A 24,130-nucleotide genomic window follows, 5' to 3' on the forward strand; every position below is an offset into this window, starting at 1 on the left:
ACAAACCCCCTACTTATGATACGGATGGGCATTTAAAATGCTAAGCGCCCGATAAATTTGCTCGCACAATACAAGCTTTGCAATCTTATGACTAAAAGTCATAGCGCTCAAGCTCACACTTCTGCACATTTGCACAAAGCCCTCCTCAAGCCCATACGCCCCACCGATGAAAAACTGCACAAGGCGGGCAGATTCTAAAAGGTTGGCAAAGCTTATAGAATCATAGCTCTTCCCCTGTGGGTGCAGGGCGATATTAAGCGCTAAAGGTTTAATGTATGAGTGAAAAGTCTGTGTGTAGGACTGCTGGGCTTTGATAGATGAGATTTTTTGCGCCTTTAGCACGGAGGGAGGGAGGAGCTCAAAGATTTTTACTTCTGCGCCAAATTGTCTGCACTGCATGCAAAACTCCTCCTCTAAGACCTGAAATGCCGCATCTTTTTTAGCTATGGCGTAAATGTTTATCTGCATAGTTTGGGTTAAGCATTGTGCTTAAATCACTCAAAGTTTTTTTCAAATCTTTGCGATTTACTACCATATCAATGAGACCATGCTCTAGGAGAAATTCTGCCGTTTGAAAGCCCTCTGGCAAGTCCGCCCCAATAGTCTGCTTAATCACGCGCGGTCCAGCAAAGCCAATAATTGCGCCAGGTTCGGCAATAATAATATCTCCCAAAAATGCAAATGAAGCACTCACTCCCCCAAAAGTGGGGTCAAGCAGCACAGAAATAAAGGGCAAGCGCGCTTGTGAAAGCCTATTTAGCGCAGCAGAAGTCTTTGCCATTTGCATAAGTGAGAAAGTAGATTCTTGCATTCTAGCTCCCCCGCTTGTGGATAAAATAATAAGTGCTTGCTTTTTATCTAGCGCCCTATTAATGGCGCGCACAATCTTTTCCCCCTCTACAGAGCCTAAAGAGCCTCCCATAAAGGCAAAATCAAATAGCACCATTTGAACTGCCACATCTAAAATCACCGCCTCACCAGCAATCACAGAACTTGCTCTGCCTGTTTTTTCCTCGCCCTCTTGTATGCGCTTTTTATAACTTTTTTTATCCACAAACTCAAGCGGGTCGATAGGACGCAGATGTTTATCCACTTCCACAAAGCTATCGCAAAGCATTTCTATGCGCTCATTAGCGGAGATTCTAAAATGATAGTTGCATTTGGGGCAGATGTGAGATTGAGAAAATACCTCTTTGTAATACATAATAGCATTGCAGTGCGGGCATTTAATCCAATGACTTGGCGCATCATTGCTTTGACTTTGCGTCTTATGCTCTTCTTTTTTGCTCTTAAACAAATCGCCCAAACCCATTAACTATCCTTATGCTGTTGTAAATAAAAATGCGCGAATAATATCAAAAATATGTTTATCTTTGCTTATAAGCGTAAAATTCTTTGTGCTAATATGCCACAAAGGCTCACATATAAACAATCCTGCTTTGCTATCATAAGTGCGCATATTGCCTGCAAAAAGCATAAAATTTACTTCAAATGCCTTTGCCATAGAAAGCGCACTTGCACCCAAAGAGCGAAATTTTAAGCCATTTTCATACAAAAATGCCGCGATATGCGGATTGGTATATGCTTTTTCAAAGATACCACATTTTGCTTGTGGGCTTTGTGCGGTGCTAAGTGGCGTTTTAGAATCTATACTTTTATCCCCACACATTAGGCTAAAAGTCACATCGCCCACTCGCGCAATAGCCTCCTGTGTGCAGAAATTAAAAATAATGGCTTCTTTTACCTTGCCATGTTTATCACAAAGTGCGAGCGAAGAGCCATAATAGGGGATATGCGATAAAAAATTATCGCTCCCATCAAGGGGGTCAAGCACAATATAATCACTCCCCTCACCCTGCACAAAGCCGCTCTCTTCAGAATCTACGCTCGCTAGAGGCAGTAAATATTTCATATAAATCTGCTCGCTTAATAAATCCGCTCCAATACTCACATCACCGCCAGCACCGCGAGAGTGGAGGGCGTATAGATTCTGTGTGTGTTGCCTTAGGAGGGGGAGAATTTCTTGTGTGGCTTTATGCGCTGCTTGCAAAAATCTACTCATAACCTTACCGCTTAAATTATATTAAGCTAGAATTATGCTCTGTATTTTCTTAAAATAAGGATAGAGGCGTGCAAGGCTATATTTTGCATATACAAACAACGCGCACAGAAGATGTGATTGTAAAAATTTTAACGCCCCAAAGCATTAAAAGCCTGTATAGATTCTATGGCGCGCGCCATAGCATTATTAATATCGGGCGCAAAATCGACTTTGAGGAGCAGCCACAATCTACTTTCCTCCCAAAATTAAAAAATATCTTGCATTTAGCGCACAAATGGGAGTTTGACACGCATCGCTATTATGTGTGGCAGCATTTTATAAAGCTTTTATACAAGCATTTATTTGATGTATATGAAGTGCCTAGATTCTATTTTGATTTGCTAGAGGAGGGCGCGCATAAGCTTGAGAAGCAAAATCCTAAGCGTGTAGCCCTTGAGATGTATGCCAAATTGTTAGATTTTGAGGGTAGGGCGCAAAAAGATACAAATGCGGTATGTTTTATTTGCCAAGAGCGTGTTATAGAATCTGTAGCGCTTGGGCGCGCCTTTGTCTTTGCGCACCAAACTTGCATCGGGGGGAGAAGCTTTGATATAGCGCAGATTCTATCTTTTTTGCGCACTCAAAGCAGTATTTTGCTTGAAGATGATGTGGTAGATGAATTATGGGAAATTTTAGGACTAGGATTGTAAAAATTAGCTTTAGTTAAACTTAATTAAGAATATTTAAGCTTAATTATTTTAAAATCTGCAGTGCGTCTAACGCATATCTTACAATCTGAAGGAGAAACCATGTCATACGCAAAAAATGTTCTAAAAAAACTCAAAGAGCAGTATCCTTCGCAGATACTTTTTCACCAAGCTGTGGAGGAAGTTTTTGAATCACTAGAGCCAGCACTTCATAAGGATAAAAAATATGAATCCTATGCCATTTTAGAGCGTCTCACAATCCCAGATAGAGAAATCCACTTTCGTGTAAGTTGGGTTGATGATAATGGTAAGATTCAGACAAATCGCGCTTATCGTATTGAATTTAACTCCGCTATTGGACCATATAAGGGCGGTTTGCGCTTTCACCCAAGTGTAAATGAGGGCGTGATTAAATTTCTAGGCTTTGAGCAGATTCTAAAAAACTCTCTCACAACGCTTGCTATGGGCGGCGGTAAAGGTGGAAGTGACTTTGACCCAAAGGGCAAGAGTGAGGGTGAGATTATGCGTTTTTGCCAAGCTTTTATGAATGAGCTATATCGCCATATTGGCGCTACTACCGATGTGCCTGCGGGTGATATTGGCGTGGGCGGCAGAGAAATTGGCTTCCTTTTTGGACAATATCGCAAGCTTACAAACTGCTTTGAGGGCGTGCTTACAGGCAAGGCTCTCGCGTGGGGCGGTAGTTTAGTGCGCACAGAGGCTACAGGCTATGGCTGCGTGTATTTCGCACAAGAAATGCTTAAAGCGCGCGGAGAGAGCTTGGAGGGCAAGGTATGTAGCGTTTCAGGCGCAGGCAATGTGGCTATTTATACTATTGAAAAACTCTATCAACTTGGTGCGAAGCCCGTTACAGCTAGCGATTCAACAGGTATGATTTATGACAAAGATGGCATTGACTTAGCATTGCTTAAAGAAATTAAAGAAGTTAAGCGCGGCACACTTGCAGAATATGCCAAAGCACGCAAAAGCGCGCAATACACAAAGGTAAGCGAATATCCCAAAGATAGCAATCCCTTGTGGGCAATCCCCTGCTTTGCAGCATTCCCAAGTGCGACACAAAATGAGCTTAATGGAAATGACGCTAAACACTTGCTCGCTAATGGTTGTAAATGCGTGAGTGAGGGCGCAAATATGCCATCAACCATTGAGGCAGTGCATCAGTTTATCCAAGCAAAAATCTGCTATGGTCCGGGCAAAGCGGCAAATGCCGGTGGCGTGGCTGTGAGCGGGCTAGAAATGGCACAAAATGCGAGTATGAATCCATGGACTTTTGAGGTGGTGGATAAGCGCTTGCATGGCATTATGGAGAGCATATTTACTAATGCTGCAGAGACAGCTAAAGAATTTGGCGAGCCTACTAATTTGGTGCTAGGCGCAAATATCGCAGGCTTTAGAAAAGTCGCTGGTGCTATGATAGACCAAGGCGTGATTTAATCTTATAAGCACTACAAACGCGGGATTTACTCCCGCACTTTTTTATTTTTAATTCATTTTAGAATCTTCCCACATCTTGCGTAAAGTGATAATGTCTTTATCTTGTAAGAATTGCAAGCCCTTTTTTGCTACAAGATTTTCTATAAATGCCCAAAATTCGCTAATAAAGGGATTTGCCGCCGCGCTCTGCTTTAGCATTTTTTGCAAAATTAAATGCTCTTTTTGCAAACTTAGCTCAATGCTCCCACGCAAGGCTTTCCAAGTGTTGTAGTAATGCAGTTTTACCTTAAACATAAAGCCTTTAGAATCTTCAATCACAAAGCCCTCAATGTATCTGCCTTGCGTGTTTTTATCGCTTTTAGAATCTAAAGTAGATTCTATAAATTTGCTAGATTCCGCGCTAGATTCTATAAATTTAAAATCTACCTTGCAAACTTCTTGTATAAAATGCTCTAGCTCTGCGCTATCAAGCAATTTACACGCTCTAATCTTTAGCTTAAATCCATAAGTTTTAGCCAAATTTTCCAACTCGCTAAAGGGCAATTTTTTAGAATCTAAGGTATTAAAAATTGCATCTAATAAAATAATTTGTGGCGCGTCATACTCGATAATATGCGGGTCAAAGCACGGCTCTATTACTTCAAAAATAAGGCTAAGATTGTTTGATTTTAAGAAATATTTAAGCTTATTTTTAAGCTTTTCGCCATTATTTTCGCTCCTATTTTTATGCACACTCTCTTGGCTAGATTCTGTAAAATTTATAGAATCTAAGCTCATAAAATGTGCATCAAAAAGACTTTTAAACATCGCACTATACTCGCTTGTAGGGTCTGATTTAGAAGTTAGGAAAAACTCATCATTATCCACGCTTAAAATCCCTAAATATCCATTCTCCTTAACATACACATTTAGCGGATATGCGAGATTTTCTTTTATAGAATCTAGGCTTAAATGCGGCATTTCATTAAGATTAAAAAACTTATTATAGCTTCTAGCTAGGATTCTAGGCGCTTCAATATCCACAAAAAGCCCTCGCGCCTTGCAAGTAAGGGCATTCCACGATTTAGCAAAAAAGGCTTTTGGCGAGAAATTAAAGCTAGAAATGCGCTCATTAAAAAACTTCTTTTCGCGCACCATAGGCGATTTGCGCATATCCTCAATAAGCTTTAAGAGATTATAGGTCTCCATATACTCAAGCGCGTTTTTATGCAAATCATTTTTCACATAAATCTCGCTAAAGCCATCATTGTGGGAAATTACGCGGATTTTGTCGTTAGATTCTAGGCTAGATTCTGTGGGGGCAGATTCTGTAACTTTTGTAGCATTTTTAGAATCTGCATTTTTAAGGCATTCGTTAGGCTGTTTGAAATGAGAATCTATATGCTCAAGTGTTACTATGCGTAACGCTCCGCCAAATTCTACCTTACCCTCTAGCACAAAATTTTTTTGTTCATAGCGCAGCGGCAGCTCCTCTTTATTCCTATGCCCAAAGACTTGAAATTCGCCCTCTTTGCTATTATGCGTAAAACTACTCGCGCATACGCTCACATCGCCATAATCTCCGCTTCCATAAATCAAATTATGCGTAGAAATTAAAAGCAAATTATGAGGCAAACTAGGCAGACCACCATGCGTTACAAGCACCTTTTTTGTGCATTTAGATTCTATACTTTCATTACAATTTGTAACATTTTGCGCGGCTTTAGATTCTGTAGAATCTATATCACTAAATGTATAAAGCGCACACTGGCGTAATTTGCGATAAATATTGCGCGCGTCCCTTTGTGTGATGCCACAACTTTGCAAATCACGCAGAGTAAATCGCTTAAATTCCAAAGTATTAATCTCCTCGTCATTCCCCCATTTGCGCAAATATCGCTCATGATTGCCCTCTATCAAACACACATTTGGCAGCTCCATAATATCAAGCAAAAAGCGCAAAACTTTGCCATTTTCCACGCCCCTATCGATATAATCACCGCAAAAAATATAATACTCATCACTTTTTAAAAGTGCCTTGTGCGCGATACTTTGTATCTTTTGGCTAATGGGGGCGCTAGATTCTATAAAGTCCATAGAATCAGTAGAATCTTCACGCGAAATTTGTGTAGAATCTACACAAGATGCTATAAATTCTTGCATAGAATCTGCCCCATTTTGATACAAAAAGTAACGAATTAACGCACTATAACAGCCATGAATATCCCCAAAATGATGAATTTTCTTATATTTTGACAAATCAAGGGGCGCATAAGTTAGCGCGGTTGTATCATGCGGCTTAATGACTTTATACTTGCTAGGCAGAGGGCTTTTTAGGCTTTCTTGCAAACTTTCATGCATTTTATAAATTACACTTTCTTTTACGCTTTTATAATGCGCAAAGTCCGCATTTATGGCATTTTGGTCGCTATTAGATTCTATAAAATTTGCGTGGCTAGATTCTGTATTTTTATTAGATTCTATATTTTGCCTCCCACGCGCCGCATTACGCTCTAGTGCCACTTCTAGCGGCACATCGCTAAAATCTACCACCACAATGCGATAGCGATATTTTTCACACAAATCCTCATAGCGCCGTATCGCAGAGTGTTTCACATGCGTGGCGTCAATGATACTAAACTCACCCTTTGCCATACGCGCCTCTAAAAGCTCTAAAAGCAGCTTCCACACAGCATTATCGCTCTCTTGCGGAATGCCTAAATGATTATCCGCGCTAAGCGTTGGACTAGCATGCAACAAACGCAGAGTATCAGGGCTAATAGCGTAGGCTTCAAGGCGATTTTTGGCTATCCAAGTGCTTTTTCCACTTGCTGGCACACCTCGCATAAGGACTAAGATTCTCAAAAATATCCTTTGAAAAATGTTATAAAATGTAGCATATTGTAGCACAGGGGGATTAAATCTTAAGAAATGGTGTCAAAGGGGGGACTTGAACCCCCGACCTCCGGCTTATGAGACCAGCGCTCTAGACCAGCTGAGCTACTTTGACTGCTATTGCCTTTGAAACAAGCAAAGTGGGAATTTTAAGCAAAAAGTGCTAAAAAGTCAAGCCAAAGCCAAACTCGCACCTACACTTTAGCGCTAAATCAAGCTAGCAGCGCGCTTATTGTGACTAAGAAGATTGCAGCACCTTGTCATAGGCATTTTTATAGCGTTGGATAAAATCTTGCAGCATAGAATGCTCAATGCCAAAGGCTTTTTGCGCGTTAATGGTTTGTGGATTAAGCTCCTCTTGTTTTTCTTTGCCCTGATAAAAGCTTGTAAAACGATACAAACTCTGCGCCATAAGCATTTTTTCTGTCTCGCTCATACCCTCGCTTGCCCACAAAAACGCCCTGTATTCCTCATCGCTCATTAATTCAAGCACTTTAAGCCCATAAGTAATGCGATTTTTATGCCCCTCTAGCTCCTGTATTTTAGGCTTTGGCGCTTCATCTTGTGTGCGCTCTAGCTTGGTAGATTCTGTATTTTGCGCATTATTTGTCTCTTGCACGGAGGTTGCATCGGTGGATTGTGCGCGGCTATTTTGGGCATTTGTCTGCGTATTTGTATTATCTCGTATGTATGATGCATTATGCTTAGGTTCTAGCTCATTTTTATTGCGCGCGTAAGTGTTTGGCGTTATTTGAGGCATATTAGCATTAATCTGCATAGCGCGCTCCTTTATAGAATCTAAAATCCTACTGCTAGCAAAAATCGCTCCAAATTGCTTAAGAATTTATGCTTTTAGGCTACAATCGCGCCTTTTATAGCGCATCGTATTAGGGGGTAATATGGATTTAGCACAATTGCAAGCATTAGATAATGAGTTTGTTCTACACACTTATGCGCGCTATCCTGTGGCGTTTGTGAGGGGTGAGAATGCGCGTTTATTTGATATATCAGGCAAGGAGTATGTTGATTTTGCCTCTGGTATTGGTGTGTGCAGCGTGGGGCATGCAAATGCGCGCCTAGCAGAAGTCATAGCCAAACAAGCCAAAAACTTACTCCATACTTCAAATCTTTATTACATAGAGCCTCAAGTAAGGCTCGCTCAAAGGCTTGTGAGCCTTTTTTGTGGGGTAGATTCTAAACCTATGCGGGCGTTTTTTTGTAACTCTGGCGCGGAGGCAAATGAGTGTGCTATCAAAATTGCACGCAAATACGGTGCACAGCGGGGAGCGCATAAGATTATCACGCTAGATTCTAGCTTTCATGGGCGCACGATTGCTTCGCTTAAAGCTACAGGACAGCCTAAAATGCATGCGCATTTTGGACCTTACCCCGATGGATTTGTGTATGCTAAGGATATTGATGATATTTATAATCACCTTGATAAGCACACTTGCGCGGTGTTGCTTGAGCTTGTGCAGGGTGAGGGTGGCATAGCGCCTATGGATAGGGAGAAGGTTAAAGCGTTAAGCAAGCATTTGAGGGCAGAGCAGATTCTGTTTATGGTTGATGAGGTGCAAAGCGGCGTGTATCGCAGTGGGGAAATCTTTGCTTCTAGAATTTATGGCGTGCAGCCTGATGTGATAAGCATGGCAAAGGGGCTAGCTGGAGGTGTGCCAATTGGAGCGGTGCTTACAACTTTGGGCGATATTTTTGAATATGGCGAGCATGGAAGCACTTTTGGTGGGAATTTTTTGAGCTGTGCAGCAGCGCTTGAAGTGCTTGATATTTTGTATGAAAATTATACAAATGGGAGCTTAAAGGAGCGCATTATAGCCTTTGAAAGCGCACTAGATAGCCTTTTAAAAGATTTTGGGCATATATTTTTGCGCAGAGTAGGACTAGGGCTTATGTGTGGGCTACATACGCATAACGCGGATATGCTACCTACTATTATTAGCGCCGCTTTAGAATCTGGCGTGATTGTGCTTAAATCTGGCAAAGGTGTGCTGCGCTTTCTGCCGGCACTCACTATTCACAAAGATGATATAAACGAGGGCTTTTCGCGCTTGAGGGAGGCTCTAGCAAACTTGTAGTGCTAGATTCTATTATAGAATCTAGACATACGCTACGCATACTAAATAGCCGCTCTTAAGGGCTTAATGTTTGGCAAACACAGCCTTTATGCTGCCCTCTTGCAAGATAAGATGATTGCCTTTAATCTCTACTTTTTTAGTATCGCTTAATAAAAGCTTTATGAGCGTATCCTCGACATTCATGCTCTCCCCCGCGCACATCATACGCGTCATACCCACATTGTGATTAATTTTAAGCGCTTTGGCATTTATTTCGTAGCTGCCAAAAAAGTTATTACACCCGGCATTGCCATGAAAATTATTATCCGCCTCAAAGCTTATAAACGCGGGATTTTCACTTGCTTGCACATTGATAGTTCCATTATCGCCTGCTAAATCTTGGAGCTGCCATGAGCCTACAATGTTCTGCTCCTTTGCCTCTGTGCAGCCTAAAATTAAGGCTGCTAAAATCCCCAAACATACATAACGCATACTCTGCTCCTTTTAATTTATGCTTCCACCCATTCAAGCTCTTTAAACTCTTCTTTAATACGAGAATGCACTTTAAGATGGCTTACAAAAGTATAGCCTGAAGTATCATTTTTAATCCTTAAGCGTAGCTCGCGCGAACCTTTGAGGTTTTGGGCGTGGGCTTTAAGCCTATCTAAAATGCCATTTTGAATGCAGGATTCATCAATCACCACGCACAAAGGCGTGCAAATATCAACCTCGCTTGGGCGCATATCAAGGGGTAAAATCTTATCCTCGCTCTCTTGCTCTTTCTTTTTGTAGGAGAGCTTAATGGGCTTTTCTTGTTTGGCGGCTTCTTGTAGGGTAAGAATTTCAAGCAAGCGCACATTAAGGCTCTCCTCTCTCTCCTCTATTTTGCATTTAAGCGCGAGTGGCTCCTCAAGGTTTAAGCCCTCTAACACATCAAAATGCTTTTCAAATATCATAAGTTCAATTTTGCCCCCATAGTCTAAGAAATCAATGCTGCCAAAGGGCTTGCCTGTTTTTTTGCTAATCCTGCGCTTAATGGATAGCACTTTGCCCACAAGCACACAGCTAGAATTAAGCCTTAGATTCTCTAATTCAATGCTTTTAGCAATGCCAGAGATGTGCTTAAGCTCCTCTTTAAAATCATCAAGCGGGTGCCCTGATATATAAATCCCCATACATTCATACTCATAATCAAGCAATGTGCGCGTATCATGCTCGCCATTTTGTGTGATAGGCAGATATACATTAATTTCTACTTCCTCTTTATTAAAGAGCGAATCTCCAATCATTTCGCGTGCTTTATGAACTTCGCGCCCTTTGTCGCAGAGCATATCAATATGCTCTAGCATACTTTTGCGCGAGTAGCCTAGATTATCTAGCCCACCGGATTTAATGAGTGGCTCTAGAGAGCGTTTAGTGAGCTTGCTAAAATCCACGCGCAAGATAAAATCCTCTAAGCTTTTATACGCGCCATTTTTTCTCCTCTCCTCAATGATATTTTCAATAGGCGCTTCGCCCAAGCCCTTAATGGCGCTCAAACCAAAAATAATTTTTTTCACGCCATCAAATTCGCCCACGCCAAAGTCATTTTCAGACACATTCACATGTGGCGGGACTATTTCAATGCCTAGCGATTTGACTTCATCGATATATTTTGCTACAGATTCTATCTTGTTAGTTTCGCTTGTGAGCATAGCTGCCATAAACTCATGCTCATAATAAGTTTTTAAATATGCTGTTTGGTAGGTTATCATCGCATACGCGGCGGAGTGGGATTTATTAAACCCATAGCCTGCAAACTTTACGATAAGCTCCCACAAATCCTCTGCTTTGGCTCTATCAAATCCCTGCTTTTGCGCGCCATCGGCAAATTCTTTTTTTAATCTTATCATCTCATCAAGCTTCTTTTTCCCCATAGCGCGCCGCACCAAATCCGCCCCACCAAGCGAAAATCCACCAATAGTTTGCACAATTTGCATAACCTGCTCTTGATAGACAATCACCCCATAAGTGGGCTTTAAAATCGGCTCTAACACATCAAAAGCATAGCTAATCTCTGCTAGCCCATGCTTGCGGTTAATAAAATCATCAAGCATACCAGATTCCATAGGACCGGGGCGATAGAGGGCAAGCATAGCTATAATATCCTCAAATGTCGTTGGCTTAAGCTTTTTACTTAGATTTTGCATACCTTCAGATTCTATTTGGAATAATCCCAAAGTGCTGCCGCTTTGTATGCTCTCATAAACTTTCATATCCTCCATATCCATTGTGCTAAAGTCAATTTGCTTGTTGTAGCGTTTTTCTATAAGCTTAATGCTATCATCAATGACGGTGAGTGTTTTTAAGCCCAAAAAGTCAAATTTGATTAAATCCACAGCCTCAAGCCACTCCATAGCATACTGCGTGGCTACGCCCTCCATTTCGTTTTTGGTATAAAGAGGCACTTTATGCCATAGCTCCTCTGTAGAATCTATCACAATAGCCGCTGCGTGTAGTCCGGGATTGCGCTTTAAGCCTTCAAGTGAGAGGGCATATTCCCATACTTGTTTGGCGAGAGGGTCTTTTTCTACAAATTCTTTGATTTTTGGTTCTTTTTCCCATGCACCGGGCTTTGGCTTGCCATCTTTGCCTATTTTTTCAGTGAGTGTGATGCCTAGCTCATTGGGGATAAGTTTGGCAAATGTATCAGCATCTTTATAGGGCATATCAAGCACACGCGCCACATCGCGTATCACGCCCTTAGCAAGCAGCGAACCAAAGGTAATGACTTGTGAGACATTATATTTGCCATAAGTGCGCGTTACATACTCTATCATCTCTCCGCGCCTGCGCTGGCAGAAGTCCATATCAATATCGGGCATACTCACGCGTTCAGGATTTAAAAATCGCTCAAAGAGCAAATCATATTTGATGGGGTCAATATTTGTAATTTTAAGTGCATAAGCCACAAGACTGCCCGCAGCAGAGCCGCGCCCTGGACCTACTGGAATGCCATTAAGTTTAGCAAAATTCACAAAATCCCACACAATAAGCATATATCCGGGAAATTTCATCGCATTAATCACAGCTATTTCTTGCTCTAAGCGCTCTTTGTATTTGTCATGAGATTGGCTAGGTATATGTTTAAGCCGCTCTTGCAAGCCCTCTCTACACTTAAAAGCAAAATACACACTATCATCAATAGAATCTAGCTCACAGGATAGAATCTGGGGGAGATTTTCTTTTTGCGCATAATTTTTGGTGTTCTTAAAGCTAGGAGGCGTAGCGGGCGTGTTTTTAAGGATAATTTCACCTGTGTGTTTATTTTTAATCTCAATATTTTTAAGATTAAGGTTAAGCTGGCATTTTTGCGCGATTTCTTGTGTGTTTTCTATGGCTTCTGGTATGTCAAGGAAGAGTTTGCGCATTTGCTCTGGGGATTTAATGTAAAACTCCTTGACTGAATGTTTTAATCGCTCTTTGTCATTAAGCGTTTTGCCCATACCCACGCACATAGCAATTTCTTGCGCGGCGGCATCTTGCTGCAGTGAATAGTGCGTATCATTAGTGGCAATCACTTTAATATTAAGCTCTTGGCTAAGCTTTAGAATCTGCTCATCAATAAACATTTGGTCATTAATCCCATGCCGCATAATTTCTAAATAAAAATCATCACCAAAAATATCTTTATACTCTAGTGCGACCTCTCTAGCCACATCATAGCCCTTTGCACCAAATCTGGCGTTGCGCGGATTATTGATATTAAGCTGCCAATTTATCTCGCCCTGCAAACAAGCAGAAGAGCATACTAAACCTTCGCTGCGCTCTCTTAAGAGGATTTTATTAATACGCGGATAGTAGTGATAGCCGTGAATATGCGACTGCGAGCTAAGATACATAAGATTTTTATAACCCACTTCATTTTTGGCATATAAACAAAGGTGGAAGCGCTGCTTTGTGCTTTTATCATCAAGTTTATCGCCATTGTGCAAATACGCCTCTAAGCCGATTATAGGATTTAATCCTTCCTCTTTCATACTTACATAAAAATCAAGCGCACCAAACATATTGCCATGGTCAGTCATCGCCACAGATGTCATACCTAATTCACGAATGCGTTTGGCTAGAAATTTAATCTTATTTGCTCCATCAAGTAAGGAATATTCCGTATGCAAGTGCAGGTGCGTAAAGCTCATCATATATCCTTTTAAAAATCTATAAAATAATTGGCAGATGTGAGGCGGTATTATAAAATAAACAATGTTAGAAATGCTTAAAATGAGAAAGATTCTATAAATGCTATGCTATTGTTTTTTGTAAAAAGTGGTGTGCTACACTGATGGTAAATGTAGCTTTGCTTTCTTTGCGCGCGCGTGTTAAGTGTAGTTTTATGATTTTTTGCTTACAATAGCGATTTTTTACACAAGCGCGCAAGTGACTTTTATATGGACAGGTGGGTGAGTTGGCTGAAACCACGTCCCTGCTAAGGACGCATAGCCGCAAGGTTATCGAGGGTTCGAATCCCTCCCTGTCCGCCACTACTGCTTTTTAAATAGCTTTTAGATAATCCCAAGCTTTAATTTATTTAATCAAAAATTCATATCGTAGCTGCTCTATATCGTGCTTTAGGCGTTTATTTTCATCATTAAGCATATCGTATTGGGTTTGTAGGCTTGCTATGTCTTTGCTTAGATAATAAATATTGCTTGTCAAATAAATTTTAGGCATACATAAAAATAACACTAAAAGTAAAATAAGGCTTGCTATCTTTAGCTCCCTTAGCCCTAAGCCTTGATGCGGTTTGCCAACTGGCGCTTCATCACTCTCTAAGAGCAAATCTTTCTCCCATTGGCTTACGCGCGATTGCGGAATGGGATTTTCTAAGATAATATCATCTAGCTTCAATGGATTATCTGCCATATTTAGCTCCTAGCTCAAAGATTCTAAGTTTTGCACTGCGAGAGCGTTTATTTTGGGCGATTTCTTGCGGGGTTGGCGTAAGAGGCTTTTTGGTGAGAATCTGCCCTCTAGCGTGGTTATTGCCACATTCGCATTTATAATTTTCTTTAGGGCAAATGCATGAAGTTGTCCATTGCTTAAAATAATGCTTAATAATTCTATCTTCTAGCGAATGAAAGGCTATAATGCCCACTTTGCAGCCCTTAAGTGCGCCTCTATCAAATGCAGATTCTATACTCTCAAGCAATCCTGCTAGCTCCCTTAGCTCATCATTTACCTCAATGCGCAGTGCTTGAAAGGCAAGAGTTGCAGGGTGCAGTCCGCCTGTGCGTGGGAAATGCTGCTCGATGAGTGAGCTTAGCTCAAGGCAGCTTTCAAAAGGCTTTTTGCTCCTTTGCTCTACAATAATATGAGCGAGCTTTTTGCTCTGTCTTATTTCCCCATAGATTCTAAAAATCTCCTCTAGTCGCGTAGGCGAGTAGGTATTTACCACCTTTTTAGCACTAAGCGCGCTATTTTTATCCATACGCATATCAAGTGTATTAGCATGAAAGCTAAAGCCCCTATCACTTTCATCAAGTTGCATAGAGCTAACGCCAATATCAGCAATAATCCCTTTCACTTCTCCTAGCACATCTTGTGGGATAGTATCAAGCGCGCGTGAAAATGGAGCATGATAGATATGAACGCGCCCATTTATAGAATCTAGGCGCGCTTTTGCCAAAGTAAGGGCGTATTCATCTCTATCAAAGGCGTGTATGCGCACATTTGGACAGGCTTGCAAAATAGCCAAACTATGCCCGCCATAGCCTAAAGTGCAGTCCATAACCACGCCGCCCTCAAAGCTAAAATGCTCTTTTATCTCATTGTGCAGGACAGAATAGTGCTTGCTCATAGATTCTATAAACCCTCTATCAATTGCTATGGCTTAAAATTATCAAAGCGCAGGGCATTATCAAGGATAATTTGATGTTCTTTGTAGATAGATTGCTTAAGGCTTAAAATTATCACAAAGCGCATGTATTTGCTTTTCTCATCAAATTCCATTTTGATAGGTAGCTCCACGCGTGCAAAATAGGGCATTGTATTCACCCATACGATAAAATCCTCAATTTTTTGCGTATTTTGCGCATAGCCATTAATTTGGTAGCGCGTGCTAAGAATATCCTGCTCCTTAGTGCTATCAAGCTTTTTTATCTCCACTTCTATAAAATAATCCTGCAAGAGCGCTAAAAGCTTATTTTCATCGCCGATGTTATGCAGATTTGTAAGCAGAGGATAATTTTGTATGGCCACATTTTGGAGCTGGGATAGCACCGCTTGATAATCTTTTTCAATCTGTGTAAGCGTGGCTTTTGATTTTTTATTCTCTATAGCCTGTTTTTTGTATGCCTCAATTTGTGGCAGCAGCATTTTTGAAATGCAAAAAACGCAAATGGCGGCAAAAAGTAAAAACCACACAAAATTTTTAATAGCAAAATCTGTGCGAAAGTCGCTATTATTCATTTTTGCCCTCCTTTTTATCCACATCTAAGGGCTTTAGGGCAGGATTTGTCTTGCTTACAGATACAAAGTTAAACCACCCACTAACTAATGGATAAAACTCCACTCTAGTTTGCGTAAATATAGCGCGCAAAGGCGCTTCAAGCAGGAATTTATACACTTCTTTAGAAGGCGTTAAGCCTCGCATAATGAGCATATTTTCATCAAACTCAATGCTTTTTGCCGTGATTTGCTCTGGGATAAGTTTTAAGAGATTTACTAAGCCTTCTTGCAGCATTTTATTGCGTAGCTGTAGCTGCTTGCCAAGCTTTACTTCATAATCTAAGCGCTCAATATAATCTCTAATCACAATGCTTTTTAGCTTTAAATCTTGAATCTGCTCTTCTATGCGCATTTGCTCATTCATTTTTGCCACACTCTGCCTCTCTAGCACTTTAGCAAAGGCAAAAATACACACCACAGCCAAAATGCTATAAAAAATCCAAATTTTTGTATAGCGTTTAAAAATACTTTTGGGTTTAGGGCGTATGAAGCTATAAGCCATCTTATTTCTCCTTAAGCTCGGCTTTTGCAAGCTCAATGAGCCTATCTGGTATATTAAGCGGCTGCACATCTATATCTAGCATAAGCGCGTTGCGAATATGCTCAATGGCTTGCTCTGTAATGCCATAGGTATCTAAAATGACAATAGATTCTATAAATTGCGCATCATAAATGGGATTGCTATAGTATTCATTAATAGAATTTTTTAAAATTTCAGTGGCATTTGAGGCTCTTGCTAAATCTCTTAAACCCTCTAAGCGCGACATTTCAGCCTCTTGCTGCTTTGCAGAATCTAGCTCTTGAGGCGCAAACTCCTTGCGGATAAGCTCTTCATCTAAATCCTCTAGTTCCCCAATTTCATGCAGCTCATCAATAGAGCCAAGCAGAGAATCTAAATCACTCATTTCTTTTAAAGAGCGCACTTCCGGCACAGAAGTGCTATCATCATCATTATGCTCTAACTCTCCGCCCATCATAAAAAATCCGCCAAAATACACGCCGCTTTTATTTGCTACAAAAAGCGTAATGCTTGCGCGCTCTTGCAGCACATACAGCCGCACTTTGCTTGTGAGTTTGAGTTTGATAGATTCATACACTAGCACAAAGGGTGAGAAGAGATAATCTAAACCTAGTGCGCGGATAAATTTCACACGATTTTCATCAATGGCAAGCTGCTGGATATAAAAAAGCCATTGATTTGGCATATCCACAATGTATGAAGTCTTAGCATTAATGCCAAATTTAATAAGCTCGCTCCGTTTGGTGCAGTGCGCTAGCCCTTGATTATAAGTTTTGCTCATCGCGCTAAGGTAGGTAAAAGGATATTTGCGTTTGTAGTTTTTAATGAGCTTTGCTGCCTCCACAGGCAATTCTTTATCTACAATCTTAAAATCTTTGCTAAAAGTGCTTTTTACGCGCTTATTTTTCATCACAACGACTTTTAATGAGCAAACTTTCCCATCAAGGTTTATGCCAATTAAAATCGTAGAAAAAAATGGACGAAGCAAAAATTTTAGCACTAGCAAATCCTTACATTTTATTGATTTTTAGATTCTGTTAATTTTAGCAAAACTTAAATGAAGTTTCCAAAGAGTTATAAGCATTTAAAGTTCCTTTTCTAAATATGCCTTTAACAGCGCCTTTGCAGATTCTAAATCCATATCCTCCTCCACTACAAAGCCATCAAGAGCGTAATAATCAATACGCGAAAATGGTTTGGGAATGCGAAATTTATCCCAAGATTTAAGCTCCCAATATTTGCTATACACCACGCGCATGGGGATAATGCGCCGCTTTGTTTTTTTGCTCATCGCCACCACGCCATCGCCTATGCTGTGATAGGGTCCCTTTGGACCATCAGGGGCAATGCCTATGTCATAGCCATTTTCAAGCAGTTTTAAAGATTCTATTAATACCTTTAATCCTCCCTTTGAAGTTGAGCCGCGTAAGGGTTTTAAGCCAAAAAGTGCGCAAAGATTGACCATAAGTTGCGCATCAAAATGATGTGAAGCAATGATGTAGTAGCCCTTATTGCGCTCTTTGCTCATTTGTTTTTGTAATTGCTTATAAATAAAGGGCAGCATTAAAAATTCTCCATGCCAAAACGCCCCGATAATATTTTCCTTGCCCACATAGGGAGTAATATAAAATCTATGCCTTGTGAGCGCATACAAAATCCACAGCACCACATACATAAGCAGTGGAGCGACTTTGGCTATGATTTGGCGCTTTGTATCTTTGCTTAGCATACCACTCCAGCTACAACGCTGCTTTCCCCTTTGTTTGGCTTAGCGGTATGGGTTATTGTATTTGCTTTTAGGGCTTGCTCTAGGCTTAGCTCTTGCACAAATTCCCCCATAAGCGCGCCACCCTCATTTTTTGTAATTTTAACTTGCGCAATTGAGCCAATGGGACATTTTTTGCCTAGTATTTTAATGAGTTTATTATTGCTTGTGCGCCCCTCACTAAAGCAATGCTCCTCATCATCGCGATTATTTTCGACTAAAATTTCATAACATTTGCCAATTTCTTTTTGCGCCTTTTTGCGTAAGATTTGCTTGTGTAGATTCTGTAATGTCGCTAGGCGCTCTTTTGCTAGCTTTGGCTCTATAAGCCAGCTTTTATCATATTCATACGCGCTTGTGTGCGGTCGGGGCGAATACACAAAGCTATAGAGCGTATCAAACTCCACTAAAGAAAGCACTTCTAAAGTATCCTTAAAATCTGCTTGAGATTCTGTAGGAAAGCCCACAATAATATCCGTGCCAATGCCCACATCAGGCAGCAGCGCTTTAAGCTTTGCAATCCTATCAAGATACCACGCCTTATCATAGCCGCGCTTCATCATTTTTAGCACTCTGCTTGAGCCGCTCTGCAGGGGAATATGTATGCCTTTGGCAATCACAGGATTTTGCGCAAAAGTATGCAAAAACGCATCGTCCATATGCAGCGGGTGCGGAGAGGTAAAGCGGATTCTATAAAGCCCTTTAATTTCACTAAGATTATTTAATAAATCTGCAAAATTAGTCTTAGGGTGCGGGGTAGAAAATCTCACTCCATAGTGATTGACATTCTGCCCTAAGAGCAAAAGCTCTTTTACTCCAGAATCTACAAGCCTCCTTGCCTCCCTTAAAAGCAAATCTTGTGGGATTGAAATTTCGCGCCCACGCGTAAAAGGCACAATGCAATAGCTGCATTTTTTATCACAACCAATAGAAATATTCAAAGTGGCTTTAATGCCCATAGTCTGCGGCGAGGCAAACACATAGGTGCTATCATCATAGTTAATATCCACCTCCACAGCCTTTGGGCGCTCCAGCACTTGCGTGATTTTAGAGACATTGCGCGCGCCTAACACAAAATCCACACTAGGGGCTTTTTTGATAATCTCCTCGCCCAAATGGCTAGCTGTGCAGCCGCAAATGCCAATTTTTGCCCCTGCTTTTTTCTCTTTTGCAAATTGTCCAATTTCTGAAAATAGCTTTTTTTCGGGCTTTTCTCGCACAGAGCAGGTGTTGATTAGGATTAAATCTGCTTCTTTGGCATTATCTGTTAGCGTGTAGTGCTTTTTTTGTGATAATTCTGCAATAATATGCGCCGAATCGCGCTCATTCATCGCACAACCCATAGTTTGTATGAAAAGTTTCATTTTTTAGAATCTAGATTCTATAAATTAGTCTCAAACGATGTGTAGCTCATAAATATAGCTTGTCTCATCAAGCCCATAGCGCACTTCATTTAAATAAGTGTGCAAGCCCGCCTTTTGAAAGAATGCGCAGGCTTTTTGCATATCTTTATGCGAATTTTCTCTATCAAAGTAGAAAATATGCTCACCTTGTGCAACTTTTTTGAGTATATCCTCACAAGTGATTTTTGCCGCATTTGCTTTTTTGTTCGTAGATAGCGTGTTTTTAGCAAGTTTAAGCTCCATAAATGCTCCTTGAAAAATGGCAAGTAAAAGCGCGCATTATAGCTAAAAAAGGCATATTTTTGAAACTTTAAGCTAAATTTTATTATAATCACTTATCTCGCATGAACGCCCTTTGCGCATTGAGATGCCTGCACGCAAAGGCGCAATCCACATAAATACGATTGTAAGGAGTATGCATTTTATGGAAAAAATTTTGGACATTATTGAATTGATTGCCTATGAAAAGGGCTTAGATAGCCAGGTGGTGCTAGATATTGTAAAAGAGGGGATTATTAAAATCGCGCAAGAAGAGATTAATCCGCTTTATGATTATTTCATCGAGCAGGATACCAAAGAGCGCACTTTAAAGCTTTTTTATCGTAAAAAAGTCTCTCCAGATGATAAGATTCTCACCAAAGAGGAGGAGGCGACTTTTATCCCCCTTGCGCAAGCGCGATTGCTAGGCGATGTGAGTGTGGGCGATGAGGTGGATTGTGAATTGCAGCTAGATTCTATGAGTAGAGGTGCGATTAATAAACTTTTTTTAAACCTTGAATACCACTTGCAGCGCTCCATTGAAGACCAAATTTTGCAAAATTTTCGCGCGCAAGTGGGTAAAATCGTTAATGGGCAAGTTGTGGGCGTAGATGAGCAGGGCAATACTTTTATCGAAATTGAGAGCATTCGCGCCATTTTGCCGCAAAAAAATCGTATCAAAGGCGAGCAGTTTAAAATCGGCGATTGCGTGCGCGCGATTTTAAAATTTGTAAGCATTAATAAAAATGGTTTGCAAGTGGAGCTTTCCCGCACCACACCGAAGTTTTTAGAGGAGCTTTTGGCAATGGAGGTGCCAGAGATTAAGGATAACGAGGTGATTATTTTTAAAAGTGCTAGAATCCCCGGTGAGCGCGCAAAAGTGGCGGTATATTCTCATAATCCACGCATCGACCCAATTGGCTGCTGTGTGGGCGTGAAAGGCGTGCGCATTAATGCTGTGAGCGCTGAACTAGCTGGGGAGAGCATTGATTGCATAGAATATCATAGCGCGCTTGAAATCTTTGTGGCAAAGGCTTTGACACCTGCGCAGATTCTAGGGGTTAAAATAGAGCAGGGGCAAGAAGGCGCGCGCCATAAGGCTATCGTGCAAATTAAAAGTGAGCAGAAAAGCAAAGCCATTGGCAAAAATGGCGTAAATATCCGCCTTGCGAGTATGCTTTGCGAGTGCGATATTGAATTTAACGAGATTGCAAGTGAAGAGCGCAAAGAAGAAAAGATAGAGGGTGAAAAGCGCGGGATTGATGCGTTAAGCTCGCTTTTTAAAGACTAGATTCTATAACTCCGCGCTATTGCTTTTTTAACAAAAAGCCGCGCAGTCTTATCTTCGGGCAAGTGAATTGCCCTGCGACGCCTAAAGTATAAAGTTATAGTTGCTTAAAGCATCTATCAACTTAGTTTTTAAGGCTAGATTCTATATTTTACAAAACCCCTTGACTTAGAGTAGCACTCATTTTTTATAATACGCGATAAGATTCCATAGCATAGAATCTATTTCGAATATAAGGAGGCAAAATGCTACTAAAAATGAATTTACAAGAGGCAAAAGAGGGCAAACGCATAAGTGCGAAAGGCTTTGCGGTGCGTGATAAAAACGACACATTTAAGCCATTTGATTTCACGCGTCATGCGATGGGGCAAAATGATGTGCTAATCGAGATTCTATACGCTGGAATCTGCCATAGCGACATTCATTCCGCGCGCAGTGAGTGGCATCCGGGCATTTATCCTATGGTGCCCGGACATGAGATTGCTGGGCGTATCGTGGCGGCGGGCGATAAAGTCAGCAAGTTTAAAGTCGGTGATTACGCCGGGGTTGGCTGCATGGTAAATAGCTGTGGGCAGTGTCGCGCGTGCAAGGAGAGTATGGAGCAGTTTTGCGAGAATGGCAAGCTTGTCTTTACCTACGACTGCAAGGATTGCTTTCATAACGACGAGCCAACTTATGGCGGTTATAGCAATAATATCGTGGTAAATGAGCATTTCGCCCTAAAAGTGCCGCAAGATGCGCCGCTAGAGAAAGTCGCGCCTTTGCTTTGTGCGGGCATTACGACTTATTCGCCCTTAAAATTTAGCAAGGTTGGCAAGGGAATGAAGGTTGGTATCGCTGGATTTGGCGGGCTTGGCGTTATGGCGTTAAAATATGCTAAGCTATTTGGCGCGGAGGTTAGCATTTTTGCGCGTAATCGCAATAAGGAGCAGGCTGCCATTGAACTTGGCGCGAGCAATCTTTACACGATTGATAAGCTAGATTCTATAAAAGAGAGGTTTGATTTTATCATAAGCACGATTCCTACGCGGTATGACCCTATGCGTTATGTGAATTTACTGCGATATGGCGGGGATTTTGCGATTGTGGGGCTGCCACCTGAGAATGCGACTATAAAGACTGATATGACGCGCCTTGTCTTTAGCCCAAATCGCCGTGTGTATGGGAGTTTGATAGGCGGTATTAAGGAGACGCAAGAAATGCTTGACTTTTCGCTAAAACATGGAATCTACCCTGAAATCGAAATGATAACGCCAAATGACATAAATCTCGCCTATGACAATTTGACTGATGGCAAGGCAAAATTCCGCTATGTGGTGGATATGAGTAAGCTTGAGGGGTGAAGCCTATGAAAGAGAGACTAGATTCTATAAATTTATAGAATCTAGCCTTAAAAACTAAGTTGATAGATGCTTTAAGCAGCTATAACTTTATACTTTTAGGCAAAAAGTGGCGCCACAATAAAGCCCAGTGCCACAGAAAAAATAATGGCAATAGTACCCGGCAGTATAAAGCTGTGGTTAAACACATATTTGCCTATGCGCGTTGAGCCTGTGTCGTCCATTTGCACCGCGCCTAAAAGCGTTGGATAAGTAGGCAGCACAAAGAGCGCGGAGACAGCCGCAAAGCTCGCCACTAAAATATAGCTAGATTCTGGATTTGCCGCACTTATGCCAAGCGCGCCAATCACCACAGGCATAATCGCTTTTGCTGTGGCAGCCTGCGAGTAGAGCAGCATACTAGCTAGAAATAGCGCCACGCTTAAAAGTGCGGGATAATCGCCCACAAGCTTGCTTGCTAGCGCGCCAATCTCTTCTTTATACCCGCCCACAAAGGTATTGCCTAGCCATGCTACGCCTAAAACGCACACGCAAGCGGTCATACCCGATTTAAAGGTGCTAGCATTTGGTAAGGCGCCGCTATCGACTTTGCAAAAAATCACAATGCAAGTCGCAATAAGCAGCATAAAGCTCATAATCGCGCCATCTCGGCTTAAGCGCACGGGGTCGATGTAACTTTTTATCATCTTAGCCACCTTTACGCTAAAGCCCTCCTCATTTATATCCTCTTTTATAGAATCTTGCGCTCTTGCGTTAAGCTCGCTTAGTTTAGATTCTAAAAATGCTTTAACCTCCTTTAGCTTATCATCTACGCCTAATTCTTTAGCATGTACGATATTGTGCTGCAAGATATTTAGAGAATCCACATACGCGCTAATTTTAGTTTCATCAAATGCGCCATTTTTATCCCTAAATGCGCCCTTAGATTCTATAAATAGCGCTTGCATTTTACTAAATTCAGCATCTAGCTTTTGCGTGGCTTGATTGACATCGCTTGAAGCACTTTTGAGCATGCCAATAGCTTGGCTTTTGATATTAAAAAGCTCTTGCTCCATATCTAGGGGTATGTGGCTATTTATAAGCCTTAAAAGCGGCGCTCTTACCACATCTGAAATAGAAGTGGCATAGATTACCACGCATAGCACGCCGCCCAAAAATATGCCTACACTAAGCTTTGCACCCTTTCTTAGCTCCATATGTTGCGCACCGCTGCTTGGCTTGACTAAACCAGCCTTTAATCGCTCTTGATAGATAATATCTTTGCTTAAATCAAGGGGGAAAAATTTACTCACCACAAAGGCAGTGAGCATACACGCGCTAAAAGTAGTAATAAGCCACACTAATAATAGCGTAGGATAGCTCCAGCCAAAAGGCTCTAGCACGCCGCTCATATACACTACAGCCGCGCTCACAGGGGAAGCGGTAATAGCGATTTGACTAGCCACCACAGCAATGGAGAGTGGTGCGGAGGGCTTAATATTTTGCTCCTTTGCCACTTCGACAATCACAGGTATCATAGAAAATGCTGTATGCCCTGTGCCAGCTAGAAATGTAAGGAAATATGTCACGCTAGGGGCTAGATAATTAATATACTTTGGATTTTTGCGTAAGATTTTTTCTGCCACCTGCACCATATAATCTAGCCCACCAGCAAGCTGCATAGCCGCTATGGCTGCGATTACAGACATTATAATTAAGATTACGTCCCATGGGATATCACCGGGCTTCATACCTAAGCCAAGACATAAAATCACCACACCAAAGCCTCCAGCATAGCCTATGGCCATACCTCCTAGCCTTATGCCCAAAAAGATTGCCCCAAGTAATACTGCCACTTGTAAAATAAGCAAAATACTATCCATTACCCCCTCCTTTTTATTATTGTCTATGTTTGTATGCCTAGTTTAAGCTTAAAAGCTAA

At 41.3% G+C, this 24,130-nt stretch carries 21 protein-coding genes and 2 tRNA genes; 6 read left to right on the forward strand and 17 right to left on the reverse strand.

All coding sequences use genetic code 11. The features are described from left to right. Window positions 1–9: 9 nt before the first annotated feature. The 3 genes from rlmH to LS71_RS03880 are packed head-to-tail and all read right to left on the reverse strand — an operon-like array spanning window position 10 to window position 2,062. Window positions 10–468: a 23S rRNA (pseudouridine(1915)-N(3))-methyltransferase RlmH gene (gene rlmH, locus LS71_RS03870; RefSeq protein WP_034352838.1), complete on the reverse strand. Its 459-nt coding sequence runs from the start codon at window positions 466–468 to the stop codon at window positions 10–12. Next, window positions 440–1,312: an acetyl-CoA carboxylase, carboxyltransferase subunit beta gene (gene accD, locus LS71_RS03875; RefSeq protein WP_034352841.1), complete on the reverse strand. Its 873-nt coding sequence runs from the start codon at window positions 1,310–1,312 to the stop codon at window positions 440–442. The genes rlmH and accD overlap by 29 nt, the downstream gene beginning before the upstream one ends. A gap of 9 nt (window positions 1,313–1,321) precedes the next feature. Continuing rightward, on the reverse strand, window positions 1,322–2,062 hold the full coding sequence (locus LS71_RS03880) for an inositol monophosphatase family protein (protein ID WP_034352844.1): 741 nt from the start codon (window positions 2,060–2,062) through the stop codon (window positions 1,322–1,324). Between the two features lie 68 nt (window positions 2,063–2,130). On the opposite strand from LS71_RS03880, the gene recO reads away from it, so the two are divergent. Together recO and gdhA are read left to right on the forward strand one after the other, a co-directional pair. Further along, window positions 2,131–2,751: a recombination protein RecO gene (gene recO / locus LS71_RS03885; protein ID WP_034352847.1), complete on the forward strand. Its 621-nt coding sequence runs from the start codon at window positions 2,131–2,133 to the stop codon at window positions 2,749–2,751. Window positions 2,752–2,850: 99 nt separating this feature from the next. Then, window positions 2,851–4,203, forward strand: coding sequence for an NADP-specific glutamate dehydrogenase (gene gdhA / locus LS71_RS03890; RefSeq protein WP_034352850.1), 1,353 nt, complete (start codon window positions 2,851–2,853; stop codon window positions 4,201–4,203). Window positions 4,204–4,251: 48 nt separating this feature from the next. Here the strand turns inward: gdhA and LS71_RS03895 are convergent, their stop codons facing one another. The 3 genes from LS71_RS03895 to LS71_RS03905 all read right to left on the reverse strand — a co-directional run bounded on the left by LS71_RS03895 (window position 4,252) and on the right by LS71_RS03905 (window position 7,855). Further along, window positions 4,252–7,047, reverse strand: a complete 2,796-nt coding sequence (locus LS71_RS03895; protein WP_138109825.1) for an RNA ligase — start codon at window positions 7,045–7,047, stop codon at window positions 4,252–4,254. A 67-nt stretch (window positions 7,048–7,114) separates the two neighbouring features. After that, window positions 7,115–7,192: transfer RNA gene (locus tag LS71_RS03900), tRNA-Met, on the reverse strand. Window positions 7,193–7,315: 123 nt separating this feature from the next. Beyond that, complete coding sequence (locus LS71_RS03905) at window positions 7,316–7,855, reverse strand: HP1233 family protein (protein WP_052057827.1); 540 nt, start codon at window positions 7,853–7,855, stop codon at window positions 7,316–7,318. Between the two features lie 121 nt (window positions 7,856–7,976). Here LS71_RS03905 and LS71_RS03910 point away from each other — a divergent pair, with 121 nt between their 5' ends. Then, entirely contained in the window at window positions 7,977–9,170 is a 1,194-nt protein-coding gene (locus LS71_RS03910) for an aspartate aminotransferase family protein (RefSeq protein ID WP_034352855.1), read from the forward strand. Window positions 9,171–9,233: 63 nt separating this feature from the next. Here the strand turns inward: LS71_RS03910 and LS71_RS03915 are convergent, their stop codons facing one another. Further along, window positions 9,234–9,641: an META domain-containing protein gene (locus tag LS71_RS03915; protein WP_034352858.1), complete on the reverse strand. Its 408-nt coding sequence runs from the start codon at window positions 9,639–9,641 to the stop codon at window positions 9,234–9,236. Window positions 9,642–9,658: 17 nt separating this feature from the next. Continuing rightward, window positions 9,659–13,327, reverse strand: coding sequence for a DNA polymerase III subunit alpha (dnaE, locus tag LS71_RS03920; RefSeq protein ID WP_034352861.1), 3,669 nt, complete (start codon window positions 13,325–13,327; stop codon window positions 9,659–9,661). Window positions 13,328–13,578: 251 nt separating this feature from the next. Between dnaE and LS71_RS03925 the strand changes: the two genes are divergently transcribed. After that, window positions 13,579–13,669: transfer RNA gene (locus LS71_RS03925), tRNA-Ser, on the forward strand. Between the two features lie 43 nt (window positions 13,670–13,712). Here the strand turns inward: LS71_RS03925 and LS71_RS03930 are convergent. From LS71_RS03930 to LS71_RS03965, 8 genes are all read right to left on the reverse strand, one after another. Next, window positions 13,713–14,051 (reverse strand): hypothetical protein, encoded by a 339-nt coding sequence (locus tag LS71_RS03930; RefSeq protein ID WP_034352864.1) that lies wholly within the window; start codon window positions 14,049–14,051, stop codon window positions 13,713–13,715. Beyond that, on the reverse strand, window positions 14,041–14,985 hold the full coding sequence (gene rsmH / locus LS71_RS03935; RefSeq protein ID WP_034352867.1) for a 16S rRNA (cytosine(1402)-N(4))-methyltransferase RsmH: 945 nt from the start codon (window positions 14,983–14,985) through the stop codon (window positions 14,041–14,043). Before rsmH ends, LS71_RS03930 begins: the two co-directional genes overlap by 11 nt. A 26-nt stretch (window positions 14,986–15,011) precedes the next feature. Continuing rightward, complete coding sequence (locus LS71_RS03940) at window positions 15,012–15,596, reverse strand: hypothetical protein (protein WP_034352871.1); 585 nt, start codon at window positions 15,594–15,596, stop codon at window positions 15,012–15,014. Next, window positions 15,589–16,137, reverse strand: coding sequence for a hypothetical protein (locus tag LS71_RS03945; protein ID WP_034352874.1), 549 nt, complete (start codon window positions 16,135–16,137; stop codon window positions 15,589–15,591). Before LS71_RS03945 ends, LS71_RS03940 begins: the two co-directional genes overlap by 8 nt. A gap of 1 nt (window position 16,138) precedes the next feature. Continuing rightward, window positions 16,139–17,155 (reverse strand): hypothetical protein, encoded by a 1,017-nt coding sequence (locus LS71_RS03950; protein ID WP_034352878.1) that lies wholly within the window; start codon window positions 17,153–17,155, stop codon window positions 16,139–16,141. 84 nt (window positions 17,156–17,239) lie between these two features. Next, on the reverse strand, window positions 17,240–17,884 hold the full coding sequence (locus LS71_RS03955) for a lysophospholipid acyltransferase family protein (protein ID WP_034352881.1): 645 nt from the start codon (window positions 17,882–17,884) through the stop codon (window positions 17,240–17,242). Then, window positions 17,878–19,284 carry a tRNA (N6-isopentenyl adenosine(37)-C2)-methylthiotransferase MiaB gene (gene miaB, locus LS71_RS03960; protein ID WP_081946226.1) on the reverse strand — a complete coding sequence of 469 codons (1,407 nt, stop codon included), beginning with the start codon at window positions 19,282–19,284 and terminating at the stop codon, window positions 17,878–17,880. The genes LS71_RS03955 and miaB overlap by 7 nt, the downstream gene beginning before the upstream one ends. Before the next feature lie 30 nt (window positions 19,285–19,314). Next, window positions 19,315–19,566 carry an HP0268 family nuclease gene (locus tag LS71_RS03965; RefSeq protein WP_034352883.1) on the reverse strand — a complete coding sequence of 84 codons (252 nt, stop codon included), beginning with the start codon at window positions 19,564–19,566 and terminating at the stop codon, window positions 19,315–19,317. A gap of 181 nt (window positions 19,567–19,747) precedes the next feature. Between LS71_RS03965 and nusA the strand changes: the two genes are divergently transcribed. Continuing rightward, a complete protein-coding gene (gene nusA, locus LS71_RS03970) occupies window positions 19,748–20,872 on the forward strand; it encodes a transcription termination factor NusA (RefSeq protein WP_034352885.1) in 1,125 nt (374 codons plus the stop codon). A gap of 242 nt (window positions 20,873–21,114) precedes the next feature. Beyond that, a complete protein-coding gene (locus LS71_RS03975; protein WP_034352887.1) occupies window positions 21,115–22,212 on the forward strand; it encodes an NAD(P)-dependent alcohol dehydrogenase in 1,098 nt (365 codons plus the stop codon). Between the two features lie 95 nt (window positions 22,213–22,307). Here LS71_RS03975 and LS71_RS03980 read toward each other — a convergent pair whose 3' ends face one another. Then, window positions 22,308–24,071: an anaerobic C4-dicarboxylate transporter gene (locus LS71_RS03980; protein WP_034352889.1), complete on the reverse strand. Its 1,764-nt coding sequence runs from the start codon at window positions 24,069–24,071 to the stop codon at window positions 22,308–22,310. Window positions 24,072–24,130 lie beyond the last annotated feature (59 nt).

Source organism: Helicobacter jaachi (assembly GCF_000763135.2).
Lineage (GTDB): Bacteria > Campylobacterota > Campylobacteria > Campylobacterales > Helicobacteraceae > Helicobacter_C > Helicobacter_C jaachi.